Genomic DNA, 18,556 nt, shown 5'->3' with positions numbered 1-18,556 from the left:
AGCCTGTGCGCGCCACTTATCGGACGCCTTGCTTTTGTTAATGCTCTAACCCCGTTTCGCCGCGACTGTCAAAAGCGCAGTCACCTTCACGGGCAGAAAAGGTCGTTGGTGAGGCCGAAAATCATCAAGGCGATGACAGTGGCGAAGCCCAAGGCCGTCAGCAGGTTCAGCGCCCGATCCGAAGGCGGGCGGCCCGTCACGGCCTCGTAGCTGTAAAACATCAGATGCCCGCCATCCAGAACCGGGATCGGCAACAGGTTCAGAAAACCGATGGCCGCAGAGAGAAACGCGATCCAGGTGATGAAACTTGCGCCACCCGCGCTGGCCGCCTGCCCCGTCGTCTGCGCAATCGAGATCGCGCCGCCCAGATTGCAGCTGTCGATCTGCCCCGAGATCATCGCCCACAGACCCGACAAGGACATGGTGATCACCGACCAGGTCCGCTCTGCGCCCAACCACAGCGCCTCGAACAGGCCGGCGCTGCGGGTGGCCGGGGTGAAATAGCCATCACCACCGGTAACGCCGATCAGCCAGCGCCGCTCGAACCCGCCGCCGACTGCCGGCAAATCCTGTTGCTTGGGCGTCAGAGTGAAGCTCAACGTGCCGTCGCCACTGCGCCAGACGGCCAGGTCCAGCGGCCGGCCCTCGGCCTCGGCCACCTTGCTGGCGATCTGGTCGAACCGGGTCACGGCCACCCCGTCCACCGACAGGATCACATCATCGGGCCGGATGCCGGCATCTGCGGCGGCGCTGCGCGCGCCCACGCCGGAGACGCGCGGCGGCATCGGGTCAGGTCCGGGGACTGTCAGCTCCTCGCCATCGCGCATGACCAGCCAGTCCTGCACCGGCGCCGGCGGCACCTGATCAATCACCCGCCGCATATCGGCCCAGCCCGCGACCGGCACCCCGCCGATCCCCAGCACCTGATCGCCGGGGCGCAATTCGCTGGTCACCTCGGGCGGCATGGGCGCGATCCGGCCGACCACCACCTGATCGCGGGGCAGCCCCATGAAAATGGCAAAACCCGCGAAAATCAGGATCGACAGGATGAAATTGAATACCGGCCCCGCCAGCAGCGTGGCAAAGCGGGCCCAAAGCGGCGCGCCGGCCAGCGTTTGCCGGCGCAGCGCCGGATCAACCTGCCGCCCCGGCCCGGCGCTGGCTGCGTTTTCGTCGCCCAGAAAACGCACATAGCCGCCCAGGGGCACCGCAGCCACCTGCCACAGCGTGCCATGCCTATCCCGGCGCGAGAACAGCCGCGGACCGAAACCCACCGAAAAGACCTCGGCCTTGATACCGGACCAGCGGCCGATGATGTAATGGCCGAATTCATGCACCGTCACGATGATCGACAGCGCCAGGATAAAGGCGACCAGCGTATACAGCGTATTGCCAAATTGCGGGATCAGATCGGTCATGCGGCAGAGGCCTTTCGTGAAGCGCGGTCCCAGTCCAGAACAGTGGGCAGATCGCCCGGTTCATCCCCGAAATGGGGCTCGCCCGCCATGCGGTCCAGTGTCGCCTCGACGCGCGGGGCCATTTCGGTAAAGGCGATGCGCCCGGCAATGAAATCATCCAGCGCCTGTTCCTTGGCGGCGTTGAACACCGTCCCCGCCGCCCCGCCCGCCGCGATGACCTCGCGCGCGAGACGCAGCGCCGGCCAGCGGTTTTCGTCGGGCTGGCGGAAATTCAGGCTGCCGGCCGCGGCCAGATCCAGCACCGGCAAAGGCAGGGGCTGCCGATGCGGCCAGTTCAGCGCATAGCCGATGGCATGGCGCATATCGGGCGGGCCAAGATGGGCAATGGTGCCGCCATCCTTATGCGTCACCATGGCATGCAAAATGGATTCGGGATGGACCAGCACCTTGATCTTATCCGCAGACAATCCAAAAAATTCATGCGTCTCAATAACTTCCATCGCCTTGTTGAACATGCTGGCGCTGTCGATTGTGATGCGCTGACCCATCTGCCAATTGGGATGGGTCGAGGCCTCGGCCACGGTCGCCGCCGCCAGCCGCTCGACCGGCCAGTCGCGGAAGGCGCCGCCAGATGCGGTAATGGTCACATGTTCGACATTTTCGATGTTTTCCGCACCAAGGGATTGAAAAATGGCGGAATGTTCTGAATCGACGGGCAGAATTCTTGCGCCACCGATCTGGGCGACGCCATGCAGCAGCGCCCCGGCACAGACCAGCGATTCCTTGTTGGCAAGGGCCAATGTGCCGCCGCGCCGCAGGGCCGTCAGCCCCGGCGCCAGACCGGCCGAGCCGACAATGGCCGAGAGGGTCCAGTCGGCGGGCCGCGCGGCTGCCTCGATCAGCGCGGCGGTGCCTGCGGCGGCCTGAACCCCCGACCCGGCCAGCGCGTCACGCAGGGCGGGCAATTCCTCCTCATGGGCGGTGACGGCGATTTCAGCTTGCAGGGCCCGCGCCATCTGCGCCAGCCGGGCGACATTGCGCCCCCCGGTCAGTGCAACCGTGCGATAGGCCTGGGGGCCGCCCGCGCGCATCAGCAGGTCAAAACCGCTTTCCCCGACCGAGCCGGTCGCGCCAAAGATGGAAATGCTGCGCATCTTGTCAGAAAACCAGTTCGGGAATATGCACCAGTGCCGCAATGGCCAGAACCGCCAGAACCGCGCCGGAAACCGCGTCGAAACGGTCCATGAAGCCGCCATGTCCGGGGATCAGGTTGGAACTGTCCTTGACCCCGGCCCGGCGCTTCAGCCAGCTTTCGGCGATGTCGCCCATCTGCCCGGCAAAGGCCACCAGAGGTGACACCCAGATCAGCGCCGGATCGCCATGCCCGCTAAGCCACAGCACCAGCCCCAGCACGGCGCCACCGACCCAGCCCGCAATCGTGCCCGACCAGGTTTTCTTGGGGCTGAGCCGGGGCCAGAACTTCGGACCGCCAAAGAATTTGCCGGCGAAATAGCCCAGAATATCGGACAGAAACACAACACCCATCAGCCAGACCACAAAGCCCAGCCCGTATTGCTCGCGCATGCCGACAACGCCATAGCCCACCAGCAGGATGGCCAGCCCGAATACCGCATAGGTCAAGCGATCGCGGGCAATCGCACCGGGCAGCCCCGCCAGAATCGGCACTGCCAGCGCCAGCAGTCCCCAGTGGGAATAGGTGCTGAGCGCGATCATCAGCGATATCCCCGCCAGTGCGGCCAGCACGATGGGGCGCAAACGGCCAAACACGGTTTCATGCATCGAGGGATGGCGCCAGCCGGTCATATTGGCCAGCTCCCAAAAGGTCAGCGCCACGAATGCCGACATGAACAACCGCAACGTCACCCCGGTCGACAGCGCCAGCGCCAGACCGATTCCCAGCAGAATCGCAGCCGAAGTCATACGCCGGCCCAGATCAGACCAGCGGCCGGATTGCGCGCCCCCCGTCATACCCCTCCGAAGCGCCGCTTGCGCAGGCCGAAACGGTCCAGGATCTCGGCCAGCGTGTCGGGCGTGAAATCAGGCCAAAGGGTCTGGGTAAATTCATATTCGGCATAGGCCGCCTGCCAGGGCAGGAAATTCGAGGTCCGCGTCTCGCCCGAGGTGCGGATCACCAGATCGGGGTCGGGATGGCCGGCCGTATCCAGACAATCCTGCAAATCGCGTTCCGTCGGACGGCGATCGCCCAGCTGCCCCGAGGCGATCTGCTGAGCCAGGCGGGCCGAGGCACGCACCAGTTCGTCGCGGCCGCCGTAATTGATCGCCACAGTCAGGTTCAGCCGGGCATTGCAGGCGGTCCGCGCCTCGATCCCGCGCATCAGGTCCTGTAACTTCTGGTCCAGCCGCTCGCGGTCGCCGATGAAACGCATCCGCACGCCCTCGGCCGACAGGCCATCGGCCTCGCGCTCGATATAGCGGCGAAAAATTTTCATCAGGCCAAGCACTTCCTCGGCCGAACGCTTCCAGTTTTCGGTCGAAAAGGCATAGACGGTCAGCCAGTTGACCCCCAGATCGGGGCAGGCCCGCACGATCTGCTTGACCCGCTCGGCCCCGCGCCGATGACCGACCAGACGCGGCCAGCCGCGTTCCGTCGCCCAACGGCCATTGCCGTCCATGATGATCGCCACATGGCGCAGCGGCTGGTCGTCGCCGGATCGGATAGGCATGCCTGTCTTGGCGGTTTCAGCCATCTGGTCAGACCTGCATGATCTCGGCCTGCTTGGCCTCTAGCGCCTGATCGACGGCAGCGATCATCTTGTTGGTCAGGTCCTGCACCTCGGATTCCCACAGCTTCTGGTCGTCCTCGGACATGCCGGCGGCCTTGCCCTTCTTGATCTGGTCCATACCGTCGCGGCGCACGTTGCGGATCGCCACGCGGGCGCTTTCGGCATATTGCGCGGCAACCTTGGTCAAGTCGCGCCGGCGTTCTTCGTTCAGCTCGGGAATCGGCAGCATGATGATGGTGCCATTCAGCTGCGGATTGATCCCCAGACCGGATTCGCGGATCGCCTTTTCCGCCTTTCCGACCAACGCCTTATCCCAGATATTGATGGTAACCATGCGCGGTTCGGGCACGTTCACCGTGCCGACCTGGTTGATCGGCGTCAGACTGCCATAGGCGTCCACCATGATCGGCTCGACCATGCTGGCCGAGGCGCGCCCGGTCCGCAAACTGCCGAATTCATGGCGCAACGCCTCCATCGCGCCCTTCATCCGACGTTCCAGATCGTCGGTATCGACTTCAAATTCCTCTGCCATGTCGGCCTGCCTGTGTGTTCTGTTTCGTCAGCTTGTAACCACAATGACCGGCCATGGCAAAGCCTTTGCCCGTCCCGGCGCGCATGATCCCGCGCATCGGCCCGCATATCCACCCCTCCATTGGCGCACCCACCCCTGCGCGGCTGATCTGCGACATCGCGCGGCCGGCCTTCATCACCATGGCCAATCACGCAGGCCATTCGCGATCTGCCTGCAATTTCATCACCCTGCCCAATCGACGATCAGCAATCCCGCCGTTTTCGTCACCATGGCCAAGGCGGATGGTCCACCCGTTGTTCGTCACCGGGATCGCATGCCAAGGCTGCGCTCATGTTGGACGGCACCCCATTTCAGCGCAGCAGCGGCCAGGCCGAGATCGCCTTTGACGGCGGCCGGCTGTGCCGCCTGCGGCAATCGGGTTCGGCCAAGGTGATGCTGCCGCGCTGCCATGGCCCCTGCCCCGAAATCGTGTTCCTGAACACCTCTGGCGGGCTGACATCGGGCGACAGGCTGGATCTGTCGGTGGCGCTTGGGCAAGGCATGCGCGCCGTCGTCACCACCCAGACGGCCGAGCGCGCCTATCGCGCCGATGGCCCGCCCGCCCATGCCCGGATCAGCCTGACGCTTGGCGATGGTGCGGGCCTGGATTGGCTGCCGCAGGAAACGATCCTGTTCAACGGTGCCGCGCTGCATCGCGAAACGCGGGTGGAGCTGACGGGAAAGGCGCGATTCCTGGGGATTGAAACCGTCGTCCTGGGCCGGGCCGCGATGGGCGAGCATGTCACGCGGCTGGCCTTTGCAGACCGGCGATTGATCCTGCGCGACGGCCGCCCGGTGCTGCTGGATCCGTTCAGGATGGACGATGCCGCGATGACCCGCTTTGGGGGGGCGGCCCTGCTGGGCGGCATGCGGGCAATGGCGGTGCTGGTCATGGCCGGCGATCCGGCGGTCGACGCGCTGCCCAGCCTGCGGGCGGTTCTGGACGAGCCCGGCGTGACCGCCGCCGCCTCGGCCCGCGAGGGGCTGCTGGTGGTGCGCTGCCTTGCCCCCGATGCCTGGCCGCTGCGGCGCCAGATGATGCGATTGATCGAAGCCCTGCGTCCGGGCGGCTTGCCCCGCGTCTGGCAGAACTAGGAGAGCCGAATGAACCTGACCCCTCGCGAGAAGGACAAGCTGTTGGTCAGCCTTGCCGCCATGGTCGCGCGTGGCCGTCTGGCGCGCGGCGTCAAGCTGAACCATCCCGAGGCCATCGCGCTGATCACCGATTTCGTGGTCGAGGGCGCCCGCGACGGCCGTTCCGTCGCCGACCTGATGGCCGAGGGCGCCGAGGTGATCCGCGCCGAAGACTGCATGGAGGGCATCCCCTCGATGATCGAAACCGTCCAGGTCGAGGCCACCTTTCCCGACGGAACCAAGCTGGTTACCGTCCATCATCCCATTCGATAGGAGTTCTTCCGATGAAAAAGCTGTTCGCCCATACCGCAGTGATCACCACCCTGCTGCCGGTGGCTGCGCTGGCCCATCCGGGTCATGACACGGGCACATTCGCGGGCGGCTTTGGCCATCCGCTTGGCGGAACCGATCACATACTGGCCATGGTGGCACTTGGTCTGCTGGCGGCGCAGGCGGGCGGGCGCGCCGTGTGGCTTATGCCGCTCGGCTTCGTCGCGGCCATGATTGCGGGCGGTGTCGCGGGTTGGGCAGGTTTGCCTTTCCCGGTGGTCGAGCCTGCGATTATGGCCTCGGTCATCGTGCTGGGCGCGCTGGTCGCACTTGCCGTCCGGCTGCCGCTTGCCGCGATGGCTGCCATGGCCGCCGGTTTTGGCTTTGCCCATGGCTGGGCGCATGGGGCGGAAGGTCCGGCGCAAGGTCTGGTGATCTATGCCGCCGGTTTCGCCGTGGCCACGGCGCTGCTGCATCTGCTGGGCATTGCGGCAGGCCGCACGGTTCCGGCGCTGACCTTGCGACTGGCCGGCGCCGGCACCGCGCTTGGCGGCCTCGTCCTGGCACTGGCGGGATAAGCCATGATCCCCGGTGAAATCATCCCCGCTGAAGGCACGATCACCCTGAACGCGAACCGCCAGACGATCACCCTGATGGTCGCCAATACCGGCGACCGCCCCATGCAGGTCGGCAGCCATTACCACTTTGCCGAGACGAATGCGGGGCTTGATTTCGACCGCGCCGCCGCGCGCGGGATGCGGCTGGATATTCCCGCCGGAACCGCCGTCCGGTTCGAACCCGGCCAACGCCGCGAGGTGCGGCTGATCCCCTATGCGGGCGGTCGCGCCGTCTGGGGGTTCAACGCCAAAGTCATGGGGGCGCTGTAGATGCCTGTTGAAATGTCCCGCGCGGCCTATGCCGATATGTTCGGGCCGAGCACCGGCGACCGGGTGCGGCTTGGCGATACCGATCTGGTGATCGAGGTCGAGCGCGACCTGACCATCTATGGCGAAGAGGTGAAATTCGGCGGCGGCAAGGTGATCCGCGACGGCATGGGTCAGTCTCAGGTTACGCGCGCGGGCGGGGCGATGGATACGGTCCTGACCAATGCGCTGATCCTTGACCACGCGGGTGTCTACAAGGCCGATATCGGGCTGCGGGATGGCCGGATCGCCGGGATCGGCAAGGCCGGAAACCCAGATACGCAGCCGGGCGTGACCCTGATCATCGGCCCCGGAACCGAGATCATCGCCGCCGAGGGCCGGATCGTCACCGCAGGCGGCATTGACTGCCACATCCATTTCATCTGCCCCCAGCAGGTCGATGACGCGCTGCATTCCGGCATCACCACCATGATCGGCGGCGGCACCGGCCCCGCCCATGGCACGCTGGCCACCACCTGCACTCCGGGCCCCTGGCATATCCGCCGCATGCTGGAGGCCGCCGATGCCCTGCCCATGAATATCGGCCTTGCGGGAAAGGGCAACGCCTCGCGCCCCGAGGCATTGCAGGAACAGATCCGCGCCGGGGCCTGCGCGCTGAAGCTGCACGAGGATTGGGGCACCACCCCCGCCGCCATCGACTGCTGCCTTGGCGTGGCCGAGGGGCAGGATATCCAGGTGATGATCCATACCGACACGCTGAATGAGAGCGGCTTCGTGGAAAACACCCTGGCCGCCATCGCGGGCCGCACCATCCACGCCTATCACACCGAGGGCGCGGGCGGCGGCCATGCGCCCGACATCATCCGCGTGGTGGGCTCGCAGAACGTGATCCCCTCATCCACCAACCCGACGCGGCCCTATACGAAAAATACCATCGAAGAGCATCTGGACATGCTGATGGTCTGCCACCACCTCGACCGCTCGATCCCCGAGGACGTGGCCTTTGCTGAATCCCGCATCCGCCGCGAGACCATCGCGGCCGAGGATATTCTGCATGATCTGGGGGCCTTCTCGATCATCTCATCGGACAGTCAGGCCATGGGCCGCGTGGGCGAGGTGATCACCCGGACCTGGCAGACGGCGCATAAGATGAAGGTCCAGCGCGGGCGGTTGCAGGGCGAGGCGGGCGCGAATGACAACCTGCGCGCCCGGCGCTATGTGGCGAAATATACCATCAACCCGGCAGTGGCGCATGGGATCTCGGGTCATGTCGGCAGCGTCGAGGTCGGAAAGCGTGCCGATCTGGTGATCTGGCATCCGGCGTTTTTCGGCGCCAAGCCCGAGATGTCGCTGATCGGCGGGCAGATTGTCATGGCGCAGATGGGCGACCCCAATGCCTCGATCCCGACGCCGCAGCCGATGTATTCGCGGCCCATGTTCGGCGCGCTTGGCCGGGCGGCGCAAACGGCTGCGGTGGTCTTCGTCAGCCGCGCGGGGCTTGAGGCGGGCTGCGGGGAGGGGCTGGCCAAGGCGATGATCGCGGTCGAGGGGACGCGCGGCATCGGCAAGGCCGATATGCGGTTGAACGATGCGACGCCGATGATCGAGGTCGATCCCGAGACCTATGAGGTGCGGGCGGATGGCGTGCTGCTGACCTGCGAGGCGGCGGCGGAATTGCCTCTGGCGCAGCGGTATTTCCTGTTTTGAGGTCGGAAATGGGTATTTATGCGAAAGAGAAACCCATGGATCTGGGCGTGGCGGGCGCGGTTCTTGAGGCAGGCCATGGCCGGGCGGTGGCCGGGCGTGTGGTGCTGGATTACGAGGGGCGCTGTTTGCGGCGCAAGCGGCTGGTGACGGATGGCGGTGCGGGGTTTCTGGTGGATCTGCCGCAGACGATCAGCCTTTCGGTCGGCGCCGCTTTTGCCTTGGACGATGGCCGCGTGGTCGAGGTGGTCGAGGCGCGCGAGCAGGTTCTGGTGATTTCGGGCGATCTGCCGCGTCTGGCCTGGCATATCGGCAACCGGCATTGCCCCTGCGACCTGGCGGGCGATCATCTGGTGATCCGCGCCGATCCGGTGCTTGAGGCGATGCTGGTGCAACTGGGCGCGACGATCACTCGCAGCTTTGCCCCGTTCCGCCCTGAGGGAGGGGCCTATGGTCATGGACGGACATTCGGTCATTCCCATTGAAGCGGGGCGCCTGCTGGCGGTTCAGCTGCTGTCTCCGGCCTTTCCGACCGGGGCATTCGCCTATGCGCAGGGGCTGGAATGGGCGATGGATAGCGGCGCGGTGCGGGATGGGGCGACGCTGGCACGGTGGATTGTGGATGTGCTGGAATATGGTTCTGGCTGGTCGGATGCGGTGATCCTGTCGCTGGCCTTGCAGGATGGGGCGCATCATGGCGCGCTGGCCGATCTGGCGCGGGCGATGTGTCTGACCGCCGAGCGGTTCACCGAGGTGATGGAACAGGGTGCGGCTTTCGCGCGGGTCGCGGCGGGGTTGATGGGGGCGGACGCCTCGCCTGCGCCTTTGCCGGTGGCCGTGGGTCGCGCCTGTGCGGGGCTGGGTCTGCCTGCCGCCGAGATGATCGGGCTTTATCTGCATGGGCAGGCGCTGGCCCTGGTTCAGGCGGCGGTGCGGTTTCTGCCTTTGGGGCAAGGTGAGGGTCAGCAGGTGCTGGCCGATCTGGCGCCGCTGATCCTGCGGTTGTCGGCGCGGGCGGCAGTGGCATCAGAGGACGATCTGGGAGGCTGCGCGATTGGCGCCGAGATCGCGCAGGCCCGGCATGAGACGATGGAAACGAGGATTTTCAGGACATGAGCAATGGACCCCTTCGCGTCGGCATCGGCGGCCCGGTCGGCGCAGGCAAGACCACGCTGACCGAGAAGCTGGCCCGCGCGCTGGCCCCGCGCCTGTCGATGGCCGTGGTAACGAATGACATCTATACCCGCGAGGATGCCGAGGCGTTGATGCGCGCCCAGGTCCTGCCGCAGGAGCGGATCAGGGGCGTCGAGACCGGCGGCTGCCCCCATACCGCAATTCGCGAGGATGCCAGCATCAACCTGGCCGCCATCGCCGACCTGAACGCGGCCTTTCCCGACCTGGAACTGATCCTGATCGAATCCGGTGGCGACAATCTGGCCGCGACCTTCAGCCCGGAACTGGCGGATCTGACGATCTATGTCATCGACACCGCCGCCGGGCAGGATATTCCGCGCAAGAAGGGGCCGGGGCTGGCGCGATCCGATCTGCTGGTGGTGAACAAGACCGATCTGGGCCCGCATGTCGGCGTCGATACGGCACTGCTGGAAAGCGATGCGCGGGCCTCTCGGGCCGGGCGGGCGGTGGTGATGGCGGCGCTGCGGCATGATCAGGGCGTGGCCGAGATTGCCGATTTTCTGATCCGCGAGGGGGGCCTTAAGCCGCGCGGATAGGCGGGTTGCCCGTGAATTGACCAGCCCGCACGGCGGGTGGCGCGAAATTCAGCAGATCCGGGCGGGCCTGCGAAAAAGCGCCGCAAATCATTGCCCTCGGCCCTTCGGCAGCTTTTGCTGCAAGTGCGAAAGGTCGGATACAGACCGGTAGTGTGCGGCGGCGAAGCCTTGGAAACGACACCGCCGCACGGGTGCAACAAGGTTGCCGCGTCAGACTAGCACCGCGCCCCTGCCGGGGGAAGCGGCAGCGTCTCTGCGGCCAAAAATCTGGGGACGAAGAATGACGCGAGTGATGAAGGGCCTGATGGCCGGCTGCGCGGTGATGGCCTTTGCGGCTGCCGCATGGGCGCAGGATGAAACGATCAAGATCGGGGTGCTGCATTCGCTTTCGGGGACGATGGCGATTTCGGAAACCACGCTGAAGGATACCGTGCTGATGCTGGTGGATCAGCAGAACGCCAAGGGCGGCATCCTTGGCAAGCAGATCGAGGCCGTGGTGGTCGATCCGGCCTCGGACTGGCCGCTTTTCGCGGAAAAGGCGCGCGAGTTGATCAGCGTGCAGGGCGTCGATGCGATCTTTGGTTGCTGGACCTCGGTAAGCCGCAAATCGGTGCTGCCGGTGATCGAGGAGTTGAACGGGCTGCTGTTCTATCCGGTGCAATATGAGGGCGAGGAAAGCAGCAAGAACGTCATCTATACCGGCGCCGCGCCGAACCAGCAGGCGATCCCTGCGGTCGAATACATGACCGAGGAACTGGGCGTCGAGAAATGGGCGCTTCTGGGGACCGACTATGTCTATCCGCGCACGACCAATACCATTCTGGAAAGCTATCTGAAAGCTCAGGGCGTCGCCGAGGGTGATATCTTCGTCAACTACACCCCCTTTGGTCATTCCGACTGGTCCAAGATCGTGGCCGATGTGGTTGCGCTTGGGAAGGACGGCAAGAAGGTCGGCGTCGTCTCGACCATCAATGGCGATGCCAATGTGGGTTTCTACAAGGAACTCGCCGCTGCGGGCGTTTCCGCCGATGACATCCCGGTCATGGCCTTCTCGGTGGGCGAAGAGGAATTGTCGGGTCTGGATACCGCCAACCTCGTCGGGCATCTGGCCGCCTGGAATTACTTTGAAACCGCCGAGAGTGACGCCAATGCCGCCTTCATCGCCGAATGGAAGGCGAAGATGGGCGGGACCCGCGTGACCAATGACCCGATGGAGGCCACGATGATCGGCTTCAACGCCTGGGTCGCGGCGGTGGAAAAGGCAGGCAGCACCGATACCGATGCCGTGCTGGATGCCATTGTCGGCGTCGAGGTGCCCAACCTGACCGGCGGCACGGCGCAGGTTCTGCCGAACCACCACCTGACCAAGCCGGTGCTGATCGGCGAGATCCGCGACGATGGCCAGTTCGACATCGTCAGCCAGACCGAGCCGGTGGCCGGCGACGCCTGGACCGATTTCCTGCCCGAAAGCGCCGTGCTGGATGCCGATTGGCCGGGCAAGCAATGCGGCATGTGGAACACCACCACCAATAGCTGCGTGCAAGTGCAGTCGAATTACTGACCAAGGCAGCGGTGGCCCGGCGCATCCGGGTCGCCGTATCTGAACCAATCGGGCGGACATGATGCGTCACCTTCTTCTTTCGCTGCTCTTGCTGGCTGCCTCGCCTGTCTGGGCGCAGGATCTGGCGAACGTGCTGGACACTCATCGCGACCAGATTTCGAAACCCTCTCGCCAGACCATCGCCCCGGTGATCGCGGCGCTGGCCACGGCCGGCCCCTCGGCCGGTCCGGTGCTGGAGGCATGGGAGGATCGCCGTCTTGGCCTTGCGGGCGAGCGTTTCGCCATCATCGAGGGCGATACCGCGATTGATGCCGTGACCGGCGTTCCTGTCAAGGGCGAGGTCAAGGCGCTGCGCCCCAATTCCGGTGTGCGCGGGCTGATCGCTGCGGCGCTGGTGCAGTTCCAACTGACCGATCCCGACCCCGCCCGCCGCCGCGCCGCGCTGGCCGCCATCGCGCGGGAACCCGATGAAAGCCATCTGCAAGCCCTGCGCGAGGCGGCGGCGGAAACCGACCCGGTGCTGGCCGCACGTCGCGCCCGTCTGGAACGGCTGCTGACCATCCGTTTCGACCCTGACACACAGGCGCGGCTGGACGCCATCGACGGTTTTGGCGGCGATACCGGCGCCGATTTTCAGGCGGTGCTGAACCCATTGCTGACCACGAACCGGATCGCCGCGACGACCCTGCCCGAGGGCGCCAATCTCGCCGCCGAACTGGAACCGGGCAGCGACACCCTGCCCCGCGCCGAGGCCTATCGCCTGCTGGTCGATGCAGGCCTGGCCGAGGCCCGGCCAAGCGATGCAGACATCAAGGCGGCTCTTGCCGGCAATATTCAGAATGGCGGCGTGGGCGGGGTTCCGATCGGGCAACTGACCGATCCCGACCGCCGCGATGCGGCCTATGCCACGCTGGTGGCCGAGGGCAAGGTCGCGCCCGCCGCCAGCGCCGATCAGGTGACGGCCGCGCTTGAGGCACATCAATTTGCCGACCTTTATGTCGAGCCTGAACCAAAGATAACCGATGCCGCCCGCGCCGCCCTGCGCGGCATGGCCACGCGCGAGGGCACATTGCAGGCCGCCGATCTGGCGCTGGACGCGCTGTCTCTGGCCTCGATCTATTTCCTCGCGGCCATCGGGCTGGCCATCACCTTTGGCGTCATGGGCGTCATCAATATGGCCCATGGCGAGTTCATCATGATGGGCGCCTATACCGGCTATGTGGTGCAAACGCTGATTTCCGATCGCACGGTCTCGCTTGTCGTGGCGCTGCCTGCGGCATTCGCCGTGACCTTCCTTGCCGGGGTGCTGCTGTATCAGCTGGTCATCAAGCATCTGGCCAAGCGCCCGCTTGAAACGCTGCTGGCGACATTTGGCGTGTCAATCGCATTGCAACAGATCGCCAAGAACATCTTCGGCACACAGGCCCGTCCGCTGACGGCCCCCGCATGGCTTGAAGGATCGGTCAGTTTTGGCGGTGACGTTTCGATCAGCTCGATCCGGGTGGCGATCTTCGTTCTGGCGCTGCTGTTTCTGGGGCTGTTCCTGATCGTGATGAACCGCACAAGGCTGGGCCTTCAGGTCCGCGCGGTGACGCAAAACCCCGGCATGGCTGCAAGCATGGGGATCAACCCCGACCGCGTGGCGATGATGACATTTGGTCTTGGCTCTGGCATCGCCGGTATCGCAGGCGTGGCCATCGGGCTGTTTGCCAAGGTCACATCCGAACTGGGCAGCGATTACATCGTGCAAAGCTTCATGACGGTGGTTGTCGGCGGGGTCGGCAATATCTGGGGCACGCTGGCCGGGGCCGCGCTGATCGGTGGCCTGCAAAAGGGGATCGAGGTGCTGAACCCGGCGAATACGCTGGCCGCCCAGACCTATATGATCCTGTTCATCATCATCTTCATCCAGTTCCGGCCACGCGGCATCATGCCGCAAAAGGGCCGCGCGGCAGAGGCCTGATCCCCATGTTCATCCGCAAAAACCCCTCGGTTCTGGCCTTTCTGGCAATACTGGCGATTTTTACCCTGACCGTAACCGTCATGTCCGAGGCCGGAGGCACCGGCGCGATCCCGACCTCGATGGTCAAGACGCTTGGCAAGACACTATGCCTTGCGCTGGCCGCATTGGCGATGGATCTCGTCTGGGGCTATGCCGGCATCCTGTCGCTTGGCCACATGGCGTTTTTCGCCCTTGGCGGTTATATGATCGGGCAGTGGCTGATGTATGCCCGCACCGGCGAGATCGTCACCGCCACGCTGATGAATGCCCAGATCCCGCCCACTGCCACCGAGATCCGTGACGGCATTGCCGGCCAGATCTTCGGCGTCGTCGGATCTGCCGAGCTGCCGCTGACCTGGGCCTTTGCAGGCAGCCTGCCGATGCAACTTCTGCTGGTGCTGGCGGTGCCCGGCATCTTTGCCTTTCTGTTCGGCTGGCTTGCCTTCCGCTCGCGCGTGAATGGCGTCTATCTGTCGATCCTGACACAGGCGATGACCTTGGCGCTGGCGCTGTGGCTTTATCAGAATGACAGCGGCTTTCGCGGCAATAACGGGCTGTCCGGGTTGCAGAACATCCCCGGCCTGACCCATGTGTCACAGGCAGATATTTCGGTCTGGTTCCTCTGGGCATCGGCGGCGGCTCTGGCGTTGTGCTATGTGTTGGCGGCCTGGCTGGTCAGCGGCAAATTCGGCAGCGTCATCCGCGCCATCCGCGACGACGAAAGCCGCGTGCGGTTTCTGGGCTATTCGGTCGAGGCCTATAAGATGACGGTGTTCACCCTTTCGGCGATGATCTGCGCCATTGCCGGGGCGCTTTATTACCCGCAGGCCGGGATCATCAACCCGGCAGAGCTGGCGCCCATCGCCTCGATCTATCTGGCGGTCTGGGTGGCGATTGGCGGGCGCGGGCGACTGTATGGCGCGGTCATCGGCGCGGTGGTGGTGTCGCTTCTGTCAAGCTGGTTCACCGGGGGGCGGGCGCCCGACCTGAACCTTGGCTTCTATACCGTCAACTGGGTCGATTGGTGGCAGGTGCTTCTGGGGCTGGCCTTTGTCTGTGTCACTCTGTTCGCGCCGCGCGGGCTGTCATCCATCATCGACGCGCTGGCCGGGCTGCGTCCGCCAATGCGCCGTGGCAAGGATCTTGGCCCCGATCTGGGTGCATTGCGCGAAAGTGAGGCCGAAGCATGACCGCGCTTCTGGAAGTATCCGGCGTCTCGAAATCCTTCGACGGGTTCAAGGCGATCAACAACCTGTCCTTCAGCATTGGCGCGCGGGAATTGCGTGCGGTGATCGGCCCCAATGGCGCGGGCAAGACCACCTTCATGGATATCGTCACCGGCAAGACCCGCCCCGATCAGGGGCAGGTGCTGTGGGGCGAGAAATCGCAATCGCTTCTGAAGCTGAGCGAGGCACAGATCGCCCGTGCCGGCGTGGGCCGCAAATTCCAGCGCCCCACCGTGTTCGAGGATCAGTCGGTCGCGGGCAACCTGACCATGGCGCTGAAGGCCCCGCGCGGCCCGTTCAGGGTGCTGCGCTGGAAACCGTCAGAACACAGCAGCCAGCGCATTGCGGAACTGGCCAGCGAGGTGGGCCTGGGCGATCAACTGGCCCGCAAAGCGGGCGAACTGAGCCACGGCCAGAAGCAGTGGCTGGAAATCGGCATGCTGCTGGCGCAGGAACCGCGCCTGCTGCTGGTCGATGAACCCGCCGCCGGCATGACCCTGGCCGAACGCGAACAGACCACCACGCTGCTGCGCCGTCTGGCTGAAACGCGGGCTGTGGTCGTGGTGGAACATGACATGGATTTCGTGCGCCGGCTGGCTTGCCGGGTAACCGTGCTGCATCAGGGCGCGGTTCTGGCCGAGGGATCGCTGGATCACGTATCCGCCAATCCCGAGGTGATCGAAGTGTATCTGGGGCGATGAAAGATGATCGAGGCTGAAAACGTCGCGCTGCATTACGGCGGCTCGCAGATTTTGCACGGGGTGTCCCTGTCGGCACAGCCGGGTCAGGTCACCTGTGTCATGGGCAATAACGGGGTGGGCAAGACCAGCCTGATGAACCTGCTGGCGGGGCGGCATCCGCGTTCGGGCGGCGAATTGCGCCTGATGGGTGAAAAGCTGGGCGCGGTCACGGCGCAGGACATGGCACGTCGCGGCGTGGGCTATGTTCCGCAGGGCCGCGCGATCTTTCCGATGCTGACCGTGCGCGAGAATCTGGAAACCGGCTTTGGCTGCCTTCCACGCGCAGACAGGCGGGTGCCCGATGAGATTTATGACAGCTTCCCGGTGCTGGCCGAAATGGCGCATAGGCGCGGCGGCGACCTGTCAGGCGGGCAGCAACAGCAGCTTGCCATCGCCCGCGCCTTGGTGATCCGGCCGCGCGTCTTGCTGATGGACGAGCCGACCGAGGGCATTCAGCCCAATATCATCGCCCAGATCGGCCGCGTCATCGCGGCGCTACGCGACAGGGGCGACATGGCCATCGTGCTGGTCGAGCAGTATTTCGACTTCGCCTATGATCTTGGCGACAGCTTCGCGCTTCTGGAACGCGGCGCGGTCGTCATGGGCGGACCCCGCAGCACGGTCGCCCGCGACGACCTGCATCGGCGGCTGTCAGGGCTGGCGGCGGCATAGGCGCCTCGACGCGCTGTTGCCGCCCCCTGCCCGCCCCGCTAAGGTGGCGCGGCAATAACGGGGCAGGCATGAGCGAGACCGAACAGACCTATCAGGTATTGGCACGAAAATACCGGCCCGAGACCTTTGCCGACCTCGTCGGTCAGGACGCGATGGTGCGCACCCTGAAGAACGCTTTTGCCGCCGACCGCATCGCGCAGGCCTTTATCATGACGGGCATTCGCGGGACGGGAAAGACCACCACAGCCCGCATCATCGCCAAGGGCATGAACTGCATCGGCCCCGACGGCAATGGCGGCCCGACGACCGAGCCTTGCGGCAAATGCGAACATTGCGTCGCGATCAGCGAGGGCCGTCATGTCGATGTGCTGGAAATGGACGCCGCATCCCGCACCGGCGTGGGCGACATTCGCGAAATCATCGAAAGCGTGCATTACCGGGCGGCCAGCGCTCGCTACAAGATCTATATCATCGACGAAGTTCACATGCTGTCGACCAGCGCATTCAACGCGCTGCTGAAGACGCTGGAAGAGCCGCCCCCGCATGTGAAATTCATCTTCGCCACCACGGAAATCCGCAAGGTGCCCGTCACCGTGCTGTCACGCTGTCAGCGCTTCGATCTGCGCCGGATCGAACCCGAGGTGATGATCGCGCTGCTGCGCAAGATTGCGACCGCCGAAACCGCGCAAATCACCGATGACGCATTGGCGCTGATCACCCGAGCGGCCGAAGGGTCCGCCCGCGACGCGACCAGCCTTCTGGATCAGGCGATCAGCCATGGCGCGGGCGAAACCACCGCCGATCAGGTGCGCGCCATGCTGGGGCTGGCCGACCGGGGCCGGGTCATCGACCTGTTCGAGATGATCCTGCGCGGCGACGCGGCAGCGGCGCTGGCGGAACTGGGCGCGCAATATGCCGATGGCGCCGATCCGGTCGCCGTGCTGCGCGATCTGGCCGAGATCACGCATTGGATCTCGATCGTGAAGATCACGCCCGAGGCCGTCGACGACCCGACCGTGTCGCCCGACGAACGCTCGCGCGGCAAGGATCTGGCGGAAAAACTGCCGATGCGGGTGCTGACCCGGCTGTGGCAGATGCTGCTGAAAGCGCTGGAAGAGGTATCTGCGGCGCCCAATGCGATGATGGCCGCCGAAATGGCCGTGATCCGTCTGACCCATGTCGCCGACCTGCCCGATCCAGAGGCGCTGATCCGCAAGGTCCAGCAGGCACAGGCAGCGGGCGAGTTCACCCGGCCCCAGACCGCCGCGCCCGGTCAGAACGGGGGCCAGAATCTTGGGTCGTCGCCTGCGATGCAGGCGCCGCGCGCTGCCGCCCGGCCGGCACCGGTCGCGGTCCAGCCCTCGGGTCAGGCAACCGCCCTTGCCATCGCGCCCGAGGCTTTCGCGGCTTTCCCTGATTTCGCCGCGGTGGTCGAACTGATCGCCCGGATGCGCGACATGGTCTTGCTGACACAGGTGGAAAAGCACGTCGCGCTGGTGCGCTACGGCCCCGGCCGGATCGAGTTCGAGCCGCGCGGCGATGCCCCCCGCGATCTGGCCCAACGGCTTGCCGAAAGGTTGCGCGGCTGGACCGGCGGGCAGCGATGGGGTGTCAGCGTCGTCAACACGGGCGGCGCGCCGACCATTGCGGAAATCCGCGCAGCCGAAGATGAAAAGGCCCGCGCCGACGCAATGCGGAACCCCACGATTCAGGCGGTGTTCGCGGCCTTCCCCGGCGCCCGGATCACCACCATCACCACGCCCCCCGCTCCCGAGCCGGTTGAAACGGCCGATGCCGAGGCTACATCACCCCATGAGACGACCGGCGGCGTTCTGGCCGAGGTCGAGGAATGGGACCCCTTCGAGGACGAGGTTTAGGA

19 protein-coding genes are annotated in these 18,556 nt (G+C 65.3%); 14 read left to right on the top strand and 5 right to left on the bottom strand.

Annotated features, from left to right (window positions below):
- Positions 1-86: 86 nt before the first annotated feature.
- Genes rseP through frr form a run of 5 tightly spaced genes read right to left on the bottom strand, consistent with a single transcriptional unit; the run spans position 87 to position 4,715 of the window.
- The gene (gene rseP / locus FNJ84_RS05655; protein ID WP_143792038.1) at positions 87-1,418 is read right to left on the bottom strand and encodes an RIP metalloprotease RseP; all 1,332 of its coding nucleotides are present in this window, start codon (positions 1,416-1,418) and stop codon (positions 87-89) included.
- Positions 1,415-2,572, bottom strand: coding sequence for a 1-deoxy-D-xylulose-5-phosphate reductoisomerase (dxr, locus tag FNJ84_RS05650; RefSeq protein ID WP_143792037.1), 1,158 nt, complete (start codon positions 2,570-2,572; stop codon positions 1,415-1,417). Before dxr ends, rseP begins: the two co-directional genes overlap by 4 nt.
- Before the next feature lie 4 nt (positions 2,573-2,576).
- Entirely contained in the window at positions 2,577-3,359 is a 783-nt protein-coding gene (locus FNJ84_RS05645; protein ID WP_255471062.1) for a phosphatidate cytidylyltransferase, read from the bottom strand.
- Between the two features lie 44 nt (positions 3,360-3,403).
- Positions 3,404-4,123 (bottom strand): polyprenyl diphosphate synthase, encoded by a 720-nt coding sequence (gene uppS / locus FNJ84_RS05640; RefSeq protein ID WP_255471061.1) that lies wholly within the window; start codon positions 4,121-4,123, stop codon positions 3,404-3,406.
- 28 nt (positions 4,124-4,151) lie between these two features.
- Positions 4,152-4,715: a ribosome recycling factor gene (gene frr / locus FNJ84_RS05635; RefSeq protein ID WP_143792034.1), complete on the bottom strand. Its 564-nt coding sequence runs from the start codon at positions 4,713-4,715 to the stop codon at positions 4,152-4,154.
- A 330-nt stretch (positions 4,716-5,045) separates the two neighbouring features.
- On the opposite strand from frr, the gene FNJ84_RS05630 reads away from it, so the two are divergent.
- From FNJ84_RS05630 to FNJ84_RS05565, 14 genes are all read left to right on the top strand, one after another.
- The gene (locus FNJ84_RS05630) at positions 5,046-5,849 is read left to right on the top strand and encodes an urease accessory protein UreD (RefSeq protein WP_143792033.1); all 804 of its coding nucleotides are present in this window, start codon (positions 5,046-5,048) and stop codon (positions 5,847-5,849) included.
- 9 nt (positions 5,850-5,858) lie between these two features.
- Complete coding sequence (locus FNJ84_RS05625) at positions 5,859-6,161, top strand: urease subunit gamma (protein WP_143792032.1); 303 nt, start codon at positions 5,859-5,861, stop codon at positions 6,159-6,161.
- Between the two features lie 11 nt (positions 6,162-6,172).
- Positions 6,173-6,736, top strand: coding sequence for a HupE/UreJ family protein (locus FNJ84_RS05620; protein WP_143792031.1), 564 nt, complete (start codon positions 6,173-6,175; stop codon positions 6,734-6,736).
- Between the two features lie 3 nt (positions 6,737-6,739).
- Positions 6,740-7,045, top strand: a complete 306-nt coding sequence (locus FNJ84_RS05615) for an urease subunit beta (protein WP_143792030.1) — start codon at positions 6,740-6,742, stop codon at positions 7,043-7,045.
- On the top strand, positions 7,046-8,749 hold the full coding sequence (gene ureC, locus FNJ84_RS05610; RefSeq protein WP_143792029.1) for an urease subunit alpha: 1,704 nt from the start codon (positions 7,046-7,048) through the stop codon (positions 8,747-8,749). It abuts the gene before it with no gap.
- A gap of 8 nt (positions 8,750-8,757) precedes the next feature.
- On the top strand, positions 8,758-9,231 hold the full coding sequence (locus FNJ84_RS05605; RefSeq protein ID WP_255471060.1) for an urease accessory protein UreE: 474 nt from the start codon (positions 8,758-8,760) through the stop codon (positions 9,229-9,231).
- The gene (locus FNJ84_RS05600; RefSeq protein ID WP_370454584.1) at positions 9,227-9,862 is read left to right on the top strand and encodes an urease accessory protein UreF; all 636 of its coding nucleotides are present in this window, start codon (positions 9,227-9,229) and stop codon (positions 9,860-9,862) included. Before FNJ84_RS05605 ends, FNJ84_RS05600 begins: the two co-directional genes overlap by 5 nt.
- Positions 9,859-10,476, top strand: a complete 618-nt coding sequence (gene ureG / locus FNJ84_RS05595) for an urease accessory protein UreG (protein WP_143792027.1) — start codon at positions 9,859-9,861, stop codon at positions 10,474-10,476. The genes FNJ84_RS05600 and ureG overlap by 4 nt, the downstream gene beginning before the upstream one ends.
- A gap of 280 nt (positions 10,477-10,756) precedes the next feature.
- Positions 10,757-12,037 (top strand): urea ABC transporter substrate-binding protein, encoded by a 1,281-nt coding sequence (gene urtA, locus FNJ84_RS05590; protein WP_143792026.1) that lies wholly within the window; start codon positions 10,757-10,759, stop codon positions 12,035-12,037.
- 61 nt (positions 12,038-12,098) lie between these two features.
- Positions 12,099-14,000, top strand: a complete 1,902-nt coding sequence (urtB, locus tag FNJ84_RS05585) for an urea ABC transporter permease subunit UrtB (protein WP_143792230.1) — start codon at positions 12,099-12,101, stop codon at positions 13,998-14,000.
- 5 nt (positions 14,001-14,005) lie between these two features.
- Positions 14,006-15,229: an urea ABC transporter permease subunit UrtC gene (urtC, locus tag FNJ84_RS05580; RefSeq protein WP_370454581.1), complete on the top strand. Its 1,224-nt coding sequence runs from the start codon at positions 14,006-14,008 to the stop codon at positions 15,227-15,229.
- Complete coding sequence (gene urtD / locus FNJ84_RS05575; protein ID WP_143792024.1) at positions 15,226-15,966, top strand: urea ABC transporter ATP-binding protein UrtD; 741 nt, start codon at positions 15,226-15,228, stop codon at positions 15,964-15,966. Before urtC ends, urtD begins: the two co-directional genes overlap by 4 nt.
- A 3-nt stretch (positions 15,967-15,969) precedes the next feature.
- Positions 15,970-16,677 (top strand): urea ABC transporter ATP-binding subunit UrtE, encoded by a 708-nt coding sequence (gene urtE, locus FNJ84_RS05570; RefSeq protein WP_143792023.1) that lies wholly within the window; start codon positions 15,970-15,972, stop codon positions 16,675-16,677.
- 68 nt (positions 16,678-16,745) lie between these two features.
- On the top strand, positions 16,746-18,554 hold the full coding sequence (locus tag FNJ84_RS05565; protein ID WP_143792022.1) for a DNA polymerase III subunit gamma/tau: 1,809 nt from the start codon (positions 16,746-16,748) through the stop codon (positions 18,552-18,554).
- The last annotated feature ends 2 nt before the right edge of the window (positions 18,555-18,556 follow it).

This window comes from Paracoccus sp. M683 (genome assembly GCF_007096355.1).
Lineage (GTDB): Bacteria > Pseudomonadota > Alphaproteobacteria > Rhodobacterales > Rhodobacteraceae > Paracoccus.
This window is presented reverse-complemented; position numbering and strand designations above follow the sequence as displayed.

Bases quoted from the DNA above. Each gene is read 5' to 3' on its own strand.
- FNJ84_RS05565 (WP_143792022.1), top strand. From the start codon at position 16,746: ATGAGCGAGACCGAACAGACCTATCAGGTATTGGCACGAAAATACCGG.
- frr (WP_143792034.1), bottom strand. From the start codon at position 4,715: ATGGCAGAGGAATTTGAAGTCGATACCGACGATCTGGAACGTCGGATG.
- FNJ84_RS05620 (WP_143792031.1), top strand. From the start codon at position 6,173: ATGAAAAAGCTGTTCGCCCATACCGCAGTGATCACCACCCTGCTGCCG.
- ureC (WP_143792029.1), top strand. From the start codon at position 7,046: ATGCCTGTTGAAATGTCCCGCGCGGCCTATGCCGATATGTTCGGGCCG.
- urtD (WP_143792024.1), top strand. From the start codon at position 15,226: ATGACCGCGCTTCTGGAAGTATCCGGCGTCTCGAAATCCTTCGACGGG.
- dxr (WP_143792037.1), bottom strand. From the start codon at position 2,572: ATGCGCAGCATTTCCATCTTTGGCGCGACCGGCTCGGTCGGGGAAAGC.
- FNJ84_RS05605 (WP_255471060.1), top strand. From the start codon at position 8,758: ATGGGTATTTATGCGAAAGAGAAACCCATGGATCTGGGCGTGGCGGGC.
- FNJ84_RS05630 (WP_143792033.1), top strand. From the start codon at position 5,046: ATGTTGGACGGCACCCCATTTCAGCGCAGCAGCGGCCAGGCCGAGATC.
- urtB (WP_143792230.1), top strand. From the start codon at position 12,099: ATGCGTCACCTTCTTCTTTCGCTGCTCTTGCTGGCTGCCTCGCCTGTC.
- FNJ84_RS05615 (WP_143792030.1), top strand. From the start codon at position 6,740: ATGATCCCCGGTGAAATCATCCCCGCTGAAGGCACGATCACCCTGAAC.
- uppS (WP_255471061.1), bottom strand. From the start codon at position 4,123: ATGCCTATCCGATCCGGCGACGACCAGCCGCTGCGCCATGTGGCGATC.
- rseP (WP_143792038.1), bottom strand. From the start codon at position 1,418: ATGACCGATCTGATCCCGCAATTTGGCAATACGCTGTATACGCTGGTC.
- urtE (WP_143792023.1), top strand. From the start codon at position 15,970: ATGATCGAGGCTGAAAACGTCGCGCTGCATTACGGCGGCTCGCAGATT.
- FNJ84_RS05625 (WP_143792032.1), top strand. From the start codon at position 5,859: ATGAACCTGACCCCTCGCGAGAAGGACAAGCTGTTGGTCAGCCTTGCC.
- ureG (WP_143792027.1), top strand. From the start codon at position 9,859: ATGAGCAATGGACCCCTTCGCGTCGGCATCGGCGGCCCGGTCGGCGCA.
- urtC (WP_370454581.1), top strand. From the start codon at position 14,006: ATGTTCATCCGCAAAAACCCCTCGGTTCTGGCCTTTCTGGCAATACTG.
- FNJ84_RS05645 (WP_255471062.1), bottom strand. From the start codon at position 3,359: ATGACTTCGGCTGCGATTCTGCTGGGAATCGGTCTGGCGCTGGCGCTG.
- urtA (WP_143792026.1), top strand. From the start codon at position 10,757: ATGACGCGAGTGATGAAGGGCCTGATGGCCGGCTGCGCGGTGATGGCC.